The sequence below is a fragment of the Caulobacter sp. CCUG 60055 genome (assembly GCF_022750545.1).
Classification (GTDB): Bacteria; Pseudomonadota; Alphaproteobacteria; order Caulobacterales; family Caulobacteraceae; genus PUIC01.
Genome location: NZ_PUIC01000001.1, coordinates 323,750 through 336,330, shown reverse-complemented (window position 1 = coordinate 336,330; position 12,581 = coordinate 323,750). Strand labels below are relative to the sequence as shown.

The 12,581-nt window shown below is 70.5% G+C and carries 11 protein-coding genes; 8 read left to right on the top strand and 3 right to left on the bottom strand.

Annotated elements, in window-relative coordinates:
* The first annotated feature begins 101 nt into the window (after positions 1 to 101).
* The 3 genes from C5708_RS01520 (at position 102) to C5708_RS01510 (ending at position 5,638) form a co-directional block, all read left to right on the top strand.
* Positions 102 to 1,382, top strand: a complete 1,281-nt coding sequence (locus C5708_RS01520; RefSeq protein WP_242917090.1) for a TetR family transcriptional regulator — start codon at positions 102 to 104, stop codon at positions 1,380 to 1,382.
* Between the two features lie 316 nt (positions 1,383 to 1,698).
* Complete coding sequence (locus tag C5708_RS01515; RefSeq protein ID WP_242917088.1) at positions 1,699 to 3,924, top strand: TonB-dependent receptor; 2,226 nt, start codon at positions 1,699 to 1,701, stop codon at positions 3,922 to 3,924.
* Positions 3,925 to 4,063: 139 nt separating this feature from the next.
* Complete coding sequence (locus tag C5708_RS01510; RefSeq protein WP_242917086.1) at positions 4,064 to 5,638, top strand: alkaline phosphatase D family protein; 1,575 nt, start codon at positions 4,064 to 4,066, stop codon at positions 5,636 to 5,638.
* A 9-nt stretch (positions 5,639 to 5,647) separates the two neighbouring features.
* Here C5708_RS01510 and C5708_RS01505 read toward each other — a convergent pair whose 3' ends face one another.
* Positions 5,648 to 6,259, bottom strand: a complete 612-nt coding sequence (locus tag C5708_RS01505; RefSeq protein ID WP_242917084.1) for a TetR/AcrR family transcriptional regulator — start codon at positions 6,257 to 6,259, stop codon at positions 5,648 to 5,650.
* 66 nt (positions 6,260 to 6,325) lie between these two features.
* Here C5708_RS01505 and C5708_RS01500 point away from each other — a divergent pair, with 66 nt between their 5' ends.
* Complete coding sequence (locus tag C5708_RS01500) at positions 6,326 to 7,177, top strand: SDR family NAD(P)-dependent oxidoreductase (RefSeq protein WP_242917082.1); 852 nt, start codon at positions 6,326 to 6,328, stop codon at positions 7,175 to 7,177.
* On the opposite strand, the gene C5708_RS01495 is transcribed toward C5708_RS01500, so the two are convergent.
* Complete coding sequence (locus tag C5708_RS01495; RefSeq protein WP_242917080.1) at positions 7,174 to 7,575, bottom strand: hypothetical protein; 402 nt, start codon at positions 7,573 to 7,575, stop codon at positions 7,174 to 7,176. The two genes, C5708_RS01500 and C5708_RS01495, sit on opposite strands and share 4 nt — an antisense overlap.
* 208 nt (positions 7,576 to 7,783) lie before the next feature.
* Between C5708_RS01495 and C5708_RS01490 the strand changes: the two genes are divergently transcribed.
* The 4 genes from C5708_RS01490 (at position 7,784) to bla (ending at position 10,915) form a co-directional block, all read left to right on the top strand.
* A complete protein-coding gene (locus C5708_RS01490) occupies positions 7,784 to 8,893 on the top strand; it encodes an alpha/beta hydrolase (RefSeq protein ID WP_242917078.1) in 1,110 nt (369 codons plus the stop codon).
* Positions 8,894 to 9,066: 173 nt separating this feature from the next.
* Positions 9,067 to 9,267, top strand: a complete 201-nt coding sequence (locus C5708_RS01485; RefSeq protein ID WP_242917076.1) for a hypothetical protein — start codon at positions 9,067 to 9,069, stop codon at positions 9,265 to 9,267.
* Positions 9,268 to 9,354: 87 nt separating this feature from the next.
* Positions 9,355 to 9,912 carry a hypothetical protein gene (locus tag C5708_RS01480; RefSeq protein ID WP_242917074.1) on the top strand — a complete coding sequence of 186 codons (558 nt, stop codon included), beginning with the start codon at positions 9,355 to 9,357 and terminating at the stop codon, positions 9,910 to 9,912.
* Positions 9,913 to 9,961: 49 nt separating this feature from the next.
* Entirely contained in the window at positions 9,962 to 10,915 is a 954-nt protein-coding gene (bla, locus tag C5708_RS01475) for a subclass B3 metallo-beta-lactamase (protein WP_242917073.1), read from the top strand.
* On the opposite strand, the gene C5708_RS01470 is transcribed toward bla, so the two are convergent.
* Positions 10,899 to 12,581 (bottom strand): serine hydrolase domain-containing protein, encoded by a 1,683-nt coding sequence (locus C5708_RS01470; protein ID WP_242917071.1) that lies wholly within the window; start codon positions 12,579 to 12,581, stop codon positions 10,899 to 10,901. The genes bla and C5708_RS01470 overlap by 17 nt on opposite strands.

Genomic DNA, 12,581 nt, shown 5'->3' with positions numbered 1-12,581 from the left:
TCGCGACGGGCCCGGCTTCCGTCGCGCCGGCCCGGACGCTAGGTTGAGTGGGAGGCCCGCCTCCCCTTTTCCCGAACGTTCCAAGGACCCGCCGCATGGCCATGAGCGCCGACGCAGGCCGCCCGCCCGCCCCCGGCGCGACCGCGCCCCAGGCGCAGATGCTCGACACCGCCCTCGGCATGATCGCCGCCGACGGACTGGACGCCTTTTCCCTACGCGACCTCGCCCAGGCCATCGGCCGCAGCACGACGGTGATCTTCAACACCTTTCACACCAAGGCCGGGGTGCTGTCGGCCCTGGCCGAACGGGCGATGGCCGCGGACGAGGCGTTCCACCAGGATTTCTTCGCGGCGGTCGAAGGGCTTGCGCTCAACCGCACCGTCCTGCGCACCCTGACCACCCGCTACGTGCTGCTGCGGGCCGAGCCCGAGCGGCGGTTCGCCCGGCTGTGGATCGAGGCGGCCTTGGCCGGCCGCGCCGATCCTGGCCTTCGCGACGTCGTCGCCCGCTGGACCGCCATGCGGCGCGCCTGCTGGACGCGGGTGCTGGAGGCCTCGGCGGCCTTTTCCCGCTTGGAGCCGGTCTACTTCCAGTACGTGGTCATGGAGGAAATCTACGCCAACGCCCTGGCCGGGCGGGCCGACTACGAGCTGCTGTTGCAGGAAAGCCTCGAGGCTCTTCTCGACATGGCCGGCGGCGCCGATCCGGCGACCGCCCCGATATCCGACTGGTTCGCGGAGAACATCGCGCGCCCGGTGGCGCCCGCCCAGGGCCTCGACGACGGCTCGCTCAAGCTCAAGCTGCTGGATATCGCCGCCGACCAGATCCTGGAGGGCGGCGTCGAGGCGGTGACCAACCGCTCGGTCAGCCAGCAGGCCGAGACCTCCACCTCCAGCATCCCTTACCATTTCGGCGACATGCGGCGCTTCCTGGTCGAGGCCGTATGGCACAGCGTGTTCCGGGAAATCCCACGCTACCTCGACGCGCGCCGTCCGGCCGAGACCAGCCGGCCAGACGACATTTCAGGCTGGGCCGACCTGCTCGCCCCGACCATGGCCCTGGACGCCGAGGGCGACGGCCGCCGCGCCGGCTTCTACGTCAAGTACGCCAGGCTGATCTCCCAGATCTGCCTGCTGGCCCGCCGCGACAAGGTCTTCGCGGAGCTGGCCATGCTGCTGCGCGGCCCCGAGGGCGGCGGCACCTACGCCCGGCGCGAGGCCGTCTGGCCGCCCAGCCATCGGCTGACGCGGCTGGGCGCGACCCGCTTCGCCCTGTGGATCAAGGGGCAAGCCCTGCTTGATTCCGCCCAGCCGCTCAGCGCCGACCCGGACCGGCCCGCCGTCCTGCGCCGCGCCGCCGACGCCTTGGTTCCGGTCGCCTGACGAATCGAACAACTGATTTTTCAAGCCCTTTCGCCGAAAGCTGCCGCTTGGCGTAACGGCAGTATTTCTAAGATAATTCTTTTATCATCAAAGCGTCACAGCTCGACGTTAAACGCCGCCCCTGTCGAACGAGTGCTATTTCAAACGACGAGCGGGGGCGCAATCCTTTAGGCGCGCCGGGGAGGCCCCGGCGGGCGCGGGCGCTCGGCTCGTCCACGCATGGCGCGCGGTCGGCAGCCGCTCGCCGACGTCGCCCCGAGGGCGGCGCGGCGCGACCGATCCTGCGCCCCTGCGCGCCCTGACCGAGAACCACGCCATGACCCGAGACCTGCTCCTCACCGCCTCCAGCCTGGCGCTGCTCCTGGCGGCCGCGCCTGCGGCCCACGCCGAGGACGCCCCCGCCCGGACCGCGGCCGCGGGCGAAGCCACCGTTCTGGAGGACATCGTCGTCACCGCCCAGCGACGGGCTCAGTCGAGCCAATCGGTCGGCGCCTCGCTCAGCGTCGTCGGCGGCGACCAGCTCGACGAAAAGGCCATATCGATCGTCAACGACCTCGAGAACGCCGTGCCCAACATGGAGGTCGACAGCCAGTTCGGCGGCGGCCAGCCGCAGTTCCGCATCCGCGGCATCGGCGCGCGCGAATACTCCAGCAACAACGCCTCGACCGTCGGCATCTATGTCGACGAGGTGGCCCACCCCTACACCGTCACCACCCAGGGCGCGCTGCTGGACGTCGCCCGCATGGAGGTGCTGCGCGGCCCGCAGGGCACGCTCTACGGCCGCAACACCACGGGCGGCGCGGTCAACATCATCACCAACGCCCCGACGGAAGACTTCCGCGCCGGCCTGAGCGCCGAGTACGGCTCCTACGACGGCGCCAAGCTGGAAGGCTATGTCTCGGGCCCGCTGGCCAAGGGCCTGCGCGGCCGCTTCGCCGCGATCACCGAACAGGGCGGCGCCTGGCAATACAACCGCGACACCGGCGAGAAGCTGGGCGACCTCGACAAGACCGCCCTGCGCGGCCGGCTGAGCTGGGACGCCACCGACCGCATCACCGTCGACCTGACCGGCGAGTACGTGCGCGACCAGTCCGACGGCCTCGGCTTCCGCCTGCTAGGGCCGTACAACGTGCTCAACGGCCCGGTCATCCCCGCCGACACCGCCTGGCGCATCACCGGCTGGCGCATCTCGCCGCAGATGGCGGCCATCGCCGGCGTCTCGACCGACGCCAAGCCGTTCCGCGACAACGAGGGGTCGAACTTCAACGCCCGGGTCAAGGCCGATCTCGGCTGGGCCGACCTGACCTCGATCAGCGCCTACGAGACCTTCCGGCGCAAGGAATACAACGACTGGGACGGCACCAAGTATTACGAGTCAGACGTCCTGTTCTACAATAAGATCACCGTGCGCTCGCAGGAGCTGCGCCTGAACTCCAAGGGCGACCAGCGGCTCAACTGGATGGTCGGCGCCCACGTCGCCGACGAGCAGAACGACGGCGGCTTCTACACCCAGTTTCGCGGCGTCGCGCAGATCATCAACACCGGCTACCACCAGAGCGTCGAGGCCCAGGGGGTGTTCACCCACAACACGTTCCGGCTGACCGACCGGCTGACCCTGATCGGCGGCCTGCGCTACGAGCACGAGCGCCGCACCCTGACCAGCGCCGGCACCTACCGCATGGGCGACCCGGTCCCGGCGCTCCGCACCTATGAGACCGGCATGTCGCAGATCTCGGGCAAGATCGGCGCGGAATACAAACTCGCCGACGACGTGCTGCTCTACGCCAACATCTCGCGCGGCGTGAAATCGGGCGGCTTCACCACCTACAACGCCACCTCCGCCACGCCGTTCAAGCCGGAGGCGGTGATCGCCTACGAGACCGGCGTGAAGTCCGAGTTCTTCAACCGCCGCCTGCGCTTCAACGGCGCGCTGTTCTACTACGACTACAAGAACCAGCAGGTGCAGGGGCTGGAATACAGCCGCGACACCGGCCGCCTGGGCAAGATCACCAACGTGCCCAAGTCGCACATCTACGGCGGCGAGATCGAGATGGCCTGGACGCCCCTGCGCGGCCTGAACATCACCCAGAACCTCGGCTACAAGACCGGCAAGTACGACGAGTACAACGCCATCGACGGCGCGGCGACCGACAAGGCCAACCCGCCGGAAGGCCCCTGGACAGTGATCGTCACCAACGACCGCTCCGGCGAGCGGCTGGCCTTCCCGCGCATGAACTACGGCGGGGCGGTCAGCTACGAATGGGGCCAGCTGGGCTATGTCTGGCGCGCCGAGACCAACTACAACTATCGCGACGAGCTCTATTCGACGAGCTCCAGCTCGATCATCCCGGCCTACTGGCTGTGGAACGCCAATCTGAGCATGGGGCCGGAAAGCGGCCGCTGGTCGGTGGGCCTCTGGGGCCGCAACATCTTCAACCAGTACTACGAAGAGACCCGCAACGGCTTCAACGGCTCGGCCCGGCCGACCACCTCGCCGCACGTGGGCCGCACCGTCGGCGTGCGCCTCAAGGTGACCCTCTGATCCTTCGAACCGGGCCCGCTTCCTGTTGTGGGTTCGGCGGATCCCCTCGCTGAACCCCACGGGCCCACGGGGAGCGGAACGGCGCAGGCCGCTCCGCTCCCTTTCTCCTTCACAGATCGATCCCGAAGCAGGCCCTCCGATGCGCCCAGCCGCCCCCTTCACCCGCAGAAGCCTGGTCGCCGGCCTCGTCGCCGCGCCGGCCGTCCTCGCCTTTGGCCGCGCCAGGGCCGGCGGCGCCTACGCCTTTCCCCTCGGCGTGGCCAGCGGCGACCCCGCGCCGGACGGCTTCGTCATCTGGACCCGCCTGGCGGTCGATCCCTTCGCCGCCGACGGCCAGGGCGGCCTGTCCGCGCCGGTCCCCGTGCGTTGGGAGATCGCCGCCGACGAAGGGTTCCGCCGCATCGTCGCCGCCGGCGAGGCCACGGCCGTCGCCGAGGAGGCCCACGCTGTCCATGTCGAGGCCGCCGGCCTCAGGCCTGGCCGCCCGTACTGGTACCGCTTCACCGCCCTCGGCCAGCAAAGCCCGGCCGGCCTGTCGCGCACCACCCCGGCGCCGAACGCCCAGGCGGATCGGCTGCGGCTGGCCGTGGCGTCCTGCTCGCACTGGGAGCGCGGCTACTTCACCGCCTACGGCCACATGGCCGACGAGGGCCCGGACCTGACCCTGTTCCTGGGCGACTACATCTATGAATACAGCCTCGGCCCCGACCGCGCCGACCAGAAGGTGCGCGCCTACGGCCTGGAGGAGGCCACCACCCTCGCCGGCTACCGCAACCGCTACGCCCTGCACCGCACCGACGCCCACCTGCAGCGCCTGCACGCCGCCGCGCCGTGCCTGGCCGTCTGGGACGACCACGAGGTGCAGGACGACTATTCGGGGATCTGGTCCAAGGTCGCCGCGACCTCGCCCCGCGACTTCCTTCGCCGCCGGGCCGCCGCCTACCAGGCCTTCTACGAGGCCATGCCCATCCGCCGCACGCGGCTGTCGGCCGCCGGCGAGATGCCGATCTACAAGCAGGTGCGGTATGGCGCCCTGGCCGAGTTCTTCATGCTGGACGGACGCCAGTACCGGTCGCGCCAGCCCTGCCCCGGCGGCCCCGAGGGCGGCAAGGGCCGTATCGTCGCCGACGGGGCCTGCCCGGACCGGCTCGATCCGTCGCGGACCTTCCTCGGCTTCGACCAGGAGCGCTGGCTCTATGACGGCCTGGCGCGAGCCTCGGCGCAATGGAACATCCTGGGCCAGGATCTGGTGATGGCCGGCCTGCGCTTCGCCCGCCCGGGCGGCGACGACACCTATTGGACCGACACCTGGGACGGCTTTCCCGCCGCCCGCGACCGCCTCACCCGCGCCCTGTCGCAGTTGAAGCCGCGCAATCCGGTCGTCCTCAGCGGCGACTACCACTCGTTCTGGACCAACGACGTCAAGCTCGACAGCCGCGACCCCGGCTCGCCGACCGTGGCCACCGAGTTCGTCGGCACATCCATCACCTCGACCGGCCCGAGCCATGAGGCGCTGAGCGCGGTCATGCCCGACAATCCGCAGGTGAAGTTCTTCGACAGCCGCTCGCGCGGCTACATGACGCTCGACATCACCGCCGCCGGGATCGACGCCCGCTACCAGGCGATCTCCGACGTGCGCGACCCCAAGGCGTCCGTCGCCACCCTGCGTCGCTGGGCGGTCGAGAACGGCAAGGCGGGCGCGACGCCCGCCTGAGCCGCCCGCTCAGCCTCCGGCCGGGATCAGGCCGACCATCGCCCGCCGGCAGGCGGACTTGAGGATTTCGGCCGTCGCCTGCGGCGACCGGCCCTGGCGCAGCGTGCGGAACATGCCGGCGCTGGTCAGGCCGAAGACCAGATCGACCGCGTCCCGCCGCGCCTCGGCGCCGGCGCCGGGGGCGATGCGGTCGGCCAGCGTCGCCACCGCCCTGCGCCGGCGCTCGCCGCGGGCCTCGAGCGCCTGGCTCAACTCGGCGTCGAGCAGGGCGGCGTCCTGCAGAGCGATGACGGCGGCGTCGCTCCAGAACTCGCAGAAAATCTCGACCAGACGGTCCAGCCCCGCCAGCGCGTCGGGGGTCGCCATGGCCTCGCGGATGCGCTCCAGACCCGCGCGCCGGGCGCAATCGTCGAACACCGCCTCCAGCAGCCCCCGCCGCGAGCCGAACTGATTGTACACCGTCAGGCGGGTGACGCCGGCCTGACGGGCCGCGGCCTCGAGCGAGAACGCCCCGGCCCCGCCCCCGGCGCCGAGCAGGTCGCGAGCCGCCTGCACCACCTCGGCGCGCTTCTTCTCGGCGGCGGCGGCGCGCACAGAGCTCACATAGCGGCGTGGGGTCATCCCGTCCCTTCCAATTTATTATACAGATAGTATATTCAATTTATCGCCAATCTGGAATCGCCGACCATGCCGATCCTATCGACAACCGCGGCCGCGACGAACGCCGGCGTCCCTGGTGAACTCGCCGGGAGAACGGCCCTGCTGATCGGAGCCAGCCGCGGCATCGGCGCGGTAACGGCCAGGGTTCTGGCCGAGGCGGGAGCCAGGGTGATGGCGGCGGCCCGCGACGCCGCCGCGCTCGACGCCGTGGTCGGCCCGCTTCGGGCCGAAGGGTTCGAAGCCAACAGCTTCACCGTGGACGTCGGCGACGAGACGTCGATGACCCGCCTCGTCGATCACGTCCTCGACCGGTACGGTCGCCTCGACCTCGCCTTCAACAACGCCACCGACGGGACCCAGCCAAAGCCCCTGGCCGACATGGCCGTCGAGGACTTCGACCGCGCCCTGCGGACCAACGCCCGGGGGACGTTCCTCGGCATGAAGCTTCAGATACCGGCCATGCTCGCTTCCGGCGGAGGCTCTATCGTCAACATGGCCTCGCTGGCGGGGGCGCAGGGCGTGGCCAACCTGGCCGGCTATGTGGCGGGCAAGGCGGCTGTCATCGCTCTGACCAAGGTCGCGGCCCTCGACTACGCCGACCGCGGCGTCCGCGTGAACGCCCTGGCCCCCGGCCCCATCCTCACGCACCACCTGGAAGCGGCGGGCGAAGCGGCCCGCAGCCAGGCGGCCAAGGCCACGCCCATGCGCCGCATCGGCCTGGCCGACGAGGTGGCGCGCGCGGTGCTGTGGCTGGCGTCGGACGCCAGCAGCTTCGTGACCGGCGCGGTGCTGCCGATCGACGGCGGCCAGTCGGCCGGCGTCAAGCCGGAGCGCATGTACCGGCCGGGCCAGGAGATGGCGCCGGCCGCCGGCGGCTAGGGCAAGGTCTGCGGCGGCGAGACCGAAAGCGAACCCGACACCGTGCAGCCGCCCAGAGGTTGCGGGCTGAGCGAGAAGCTTCCTGGCGGCGTATTGCTCCAGCCGGCGTTCAGCGTTCCGGCGCCGCAGCCGCCGATGCCGACCGAACTCAGGGTCGCCGCCGTCGTCGAGGTCGGCGTGATCGGCCAGGGCAAGCCCGTCGGCCCCGTGGCCGAACAGGCGGGCGTTCCCGAGAAGGTCACAGAGACCACCGTGCCGCCGGCGCCGGGAACGCCGACGATCTGAGCGGACGCGTTGCACTGCAGCGCGAGCGGCCCCTTGAGGATGGTGAGCGGTCCGGTCGCGGTGAACGCGCCGCCCGGGGTGAACGCCGACGCCGCGCTCGCGGCGCTCAACACGACGCCCGCCATAACGGCTGCGACAAATCTCATGGCCACGCCTCCCAACTTGCTTTCGGGCCGTCGGCCGAGGCCCTTTCAGACCTAGACTCCGGGCGGGAAGCATCGGGGGGATGCCGGCGCTCCCCGGGGCGGCGTTAGCGCAATTTAACGTGCACGGACGACCGGCGGCGTCCTAGGCTTCAGGCTGAAAGAGAGAGGGGCTCCCATGAAACCGATCGTCCCGGGCCTGATCTGCGCCCTGGCCCTGACGACCGCCGCGCCGGCGTCGGCCCAAGCCGCCCCGCCTGCGGACCCGCGCGCGATCCTCGCCGAATTCGGCAAGGTCGTCTCGCCGAACGGAATCGACGAGGCCAGGGCCGTGGAGATCGGCGGGGTCCGCCAGTGGATCACCGTGCGCGGCCGCGACCGGCGCAATCCCATCCTGCTGATGATCCACGGCGGCCCGGCCGCGCCGGACCTGCCGGCCCGCTATCTGTATGAAGCTCCGTTGACGGACTACTTCACCGTCGTCGAATGGGATCAGCGCGGCGCCGGCAAGACCTACCTGCTGAACGACCCCCAGAAGGCGGCGCCGACGCTGCGCGCCGAGCGGATCGTCCAGGACGCCGAGGACCTGACCAACTATCTGCGCAAGACCTACGCCAAGCCGAAGATTTTCGTCATGGCCCACTCGTGGGGCACCGTGGTCGGGCTGAAGCTGGCCGAACGGCGGCCCGACCTGCTCTACGCCTATATCGGCGCCGGACAGATCATCAACATGCGCGAGGCCGAGCGCATCAACTACGCCTGGGTGACGGACCAGGCGCGCAAGGCCGGCGACGCCCAGGCGATCAAGGAGCTCGCCGCCATCGCGCCTTACCCGGAGCATGACGGGACCATCCCGCTGGAGAAGATCGACACCGAGCGCAAATGGTCGGTGCGTTTCGGCGGCCTGACCTACGGCCGCAGCAGCTACGACTACTGGGAGAACGCCGAAAGGATCTCGCCCGACTATTCCGAGGCCGACTTCAAGGCCATCGACCAGGGCAGCGGCCTTTCGTTTCCTAGGCTGCTGCCGCAGATGGCGGCGGTGAATTTCGACGGCTTGAAGCGCCTCGGCTGTCCCGTGGTGATCTTCGCCGGCCGCCACGACTACACCACGCCGTCAGAGCCGGTGAAGCGCTGGTTCGACCAGGTCCAGGCGCCGGGCAAGCGCTTCGTCTGGTTCGAGAACTCCGCCCATATGATGTATGGCGAAGAACCAGGCCGCGTCCTGGTCCACCTTGTCCAGGACGCCCTGCCCTACGCGGTCAAGGCCGGCGACGCCGCACGTTAGACGCGCGCCATGCGGCGCTTGACGACACTGCTGGATCGCCTCTGAATTGAGCAACAAGGCCTGCAACCGAGGCGGTCATGATCCGACGACTACGGTGGGTGGAACGGAACCCGGGGGTCGGCCCCACCCGGCGCAGCGTCGCCGTCGCCGCACTGGCGTGGCCGGGATTGGCCATGGCCGACGGCGCGACCGTCGGGCCGGACGATCCCTGCCGAACGCCCATGCCGCGCAGACCGCCTTTCCTTTCGGTGCAACGCAACGCCGGCACGCTTTGCTTCGTGGCCAGCGCCCATGCGCAGGGCAGCAGCCATCCGACCTTCGCGAAGATCGACGAGATGATTTCGATCTACGCCCCAAAGGTCATGGTGCTCTAAGGCGTCCCCACCGCAGACGGCTTCAATCCGCCCGCCCTGCTCGACGAGGCGAGGCGGCAACGCCGGCAAGGCCGGTTCGATAGTGAAATGATCTACGCCGCGAGCGCGGCGGACCGGGCTCGACTCGGCGTGATCGGCGGCCAGCCCGGCGGCGCCGAACTGCTGAAACAGCATCGCGCCGACGGCGTCGCCGCCGAGGATGTCCTGGGCGCCTACGTCTTTCGCGACCTGAGGGGCTACGTAATCATGAAGGACCCGAGGCCGGTCTCCGCCCTCATCCCCGAAATCCAGGAGAGCACCCTGCGGAGAATTGGCGGACTGCTCGGCGTCCGACAGTTCGACGCCGCAGCCTGGTATCGGCGGACCTTCCACGTCTGGCCCCTGGAAGACCCGCTGCTGTCGACACGCGGCAGTCCCTGCGGCGACGACATCACGGCCAGCGTGGCTCGAAGCGAGACGCGATACATCAATCGGCGGCTGCTGACCCTTATCGACGGGCTGATGGCCGAGTACAGCGAGGTCGGCGTCGTGTATGGAGCCGGCCATTTTGCGGCGCTCCAGGCCGCGTTAAGCTCCAGATACGGCCAGCCGAGTTTCGACCTGGAAGCCACGCCGCGCCTCGGGGTTTTCGGCGCGCCGTCCTGACCGGGCGCTCGCGCGCCGCCGGCCTTCGCCTCATGCAAGGAGTTTCACAGTGTTCGACCGCCTTCGCCGCAGTCCGGCGCGGCGCTTCGCCGGCGCCGGCCTTTTGCTCGCCACGACGCTGGCGGCGTCCGCCGCCGGGGCGGCCTCGCCCGATCTGTTGACCCGGCCCATCGAAACCCCCTTCGCCGAGAAATGGCTGCGGCCGCAGGCGCCGGCGCGCATCTATGGCGACAGCTACTATGTCGGTTTCGGCGGGCTGAGCCTCGTGCTGATCCAAACCGCCGAGGGTCTGATCCTGATCGACGGCGCGCTGCCGCAGTCGGCGGCGGCGGTGGAGGCGCACGTCAGGAGCCTGGGCTTCCGCGTCGAGGACATCCGCTACATCCTCAACACCGAGGCGCACTACGACCACGCCGGCGGCGTGGCGGCCCTGGCGCGCGACAGCGGCGCAACCGTGGTCGCCAGCCCGGCGTCGGCGGCGGCGCTGCGCGCGGGACGCGTGGTCGCAGACGACCCCCAGGCCGGGGACATCGCCGGCTTCCCGGCGATCGCCAAGATCAGGGAGGTCCGCGACGGCGAGGTCCTGCGCCTGGGCGGCGTGGCCGTCACCGCCCGCTTCACGCCCGGCCACACGCCGGGCAGCACCAGCTGGACCTGGAAGTCCTGCGAGGGCGGCCGGTGCCTGGACATGGTCTTCGCCGCCAGCCTCAACCCGGTGTCGGCCGAGGGTTTCCATTTCCTGGCCGATTCCCGGCACGGCGACCTGACCGCGGCCTATCGCCGGTCCATCCGCGCCTTCGCCGCCCTGCCATGCGACGTGCTGATCTCGGCGCACCCGGACCATTCCGGCGTCGACGACAAGCTGAGGCGGCTGGCCGAGAGCCGCTCGCCCAACCCCTTCATCGATCCGGCGGCCTGCCGGACCTACGCCGACAAGTATGAAGCCGTCCTCGACGCGCGCATCGCCAAGGAACGGGCCGCCGCCGTCAGCGGCCCGAAGTGACGCCGTCCTCCACGCGGTAGAGCGGCATGCCCGACAGGGTCATGCGCAGGGCGCGGCCGTCCACGACGGTGTCGAAGCGGTAGCGCTCGGGGCTGTAGTCCGGCTGGGCCAGGCGGAATGTTCCCGGCGCGGCCTCGACCAGCTCCATCCCGTCCTCCGTGCCGTTGCGCACCCAGGATTCCATGCTGAGCATCAGCCGCCCCTTGCGGGTGAAGATGCGCACGCCGGTCAGCTCTGGATTGTGGTTCACGTAACGGCCGACATAGGCCGCGTAGGCCTTGGGGGTCTGGAAGGCCCGCGGGCCGCTGTAGCGATCCGACGCGAACCACTCGCCGCCGTGGCGGACCTCGGTCACGCCGCCGTCGCCTCGGGTGAAGACATAGGGCGCGACCGCCCCGACCGCGCCGGTCGGGACGAAGCGGTCGGGACCAGCCGGCGTCAGGCGGGTTTCCCTTCCGCCCTGTTTCAGCAGGAGCGCCCCGTCCGCCGCCGCGAAGGTCGCCGCCTCGCCAGTCTCGGCGACATAGCGGCCGGCGAAGGGCGCGACATCCATCGGCGCGGGCGGCGCAGGCGGATCGGGCTGGGGCTCGCCGCGCAGCGCCGCCCTGACGGCCGCCGCCGCCCAGCGGTCGAAGGCCGGGTCCTCGCCGCCGTTGCGCAGGATCACCAGGGCGAAGCCGTCGTCCATGTGGGCTTCGAGCAGGCTGGAGAAGCCGGCGATGCCGCCGGGATGGCTGACCACGGTCCCGCCCGCCTCCTGGCGGACCATCCAGCCGAAGGCGTAGCCGTCGAGAACCGGCGTGGTCATCAGGGCGAAGGCGCGGGGCGACAATATCCGCCCGGCCGGGCCCGCCCCCTTGTTCAGGACCATCCTGGCGTAGGCTTCCAGATCGTCGGCCGTCGAGACGATGGAGCCGTCCGCCGAGGTGTATTCGAACCAGGGCTGCTCGACATAGCCGCCCCCGGCCGCCGAGGCGTAGCTAACCGGCAGCCGCGCCCGCAGCGCGTCGTCGACCGCCGCCGCGCTGGCCGCCATGCCCAGCGGCCGGAACAGCCGGCGGGCGACGATGTCGGGATAGGGCTGGCCGTCGATGCGCTCCAGGGCGTAGCCCAGGACCTGGTAGCCGATGTTCGAATACCAGAAGCGCGCGCCAGGCTCATAGGCGGGCTCGACCTCGCGCATGGCGTAGGCCGCATAGGGCGCCGAGGCCAGGTCTGGCCGGTAATAGGGCAGGCCGGCGGTGTGCGACATCAGCCGCGCCCCGGTCACCGCCTCGGTCTTCGACTGAAGGGAGAACCAGGGCAGATAGGCCTGGAAAGGACGGTTGGGATCGAACCGGCCTTCGTCGTAGTCGGCCATCAACGCCGCCGCCGTGAACGACTTCGACAGCGATCCGATCGGGAACAGCGCTTGCGGCGTCATCGGCTTGCCGGCCTTGAGGTCGGCGTAGCCGCGAGCCATCACCTTGAGCGTGCGGGCGCGGTCGGAGACCGCCACCACCAGGCCCGGAGACGGCGAGCGCGCCATCTGCCGCTCGATGGCCTCGAAGGCCCGGTCCAGCCGCGCCGCGCCGTCGGCGGGTTCGGCCAAAGCCGCCCCCGCCCACGCCCCGGCGAGGGCCGCCACGGCGGCGACCCGCGCCAGCCAGGTCCGCAAGCTCCGCAT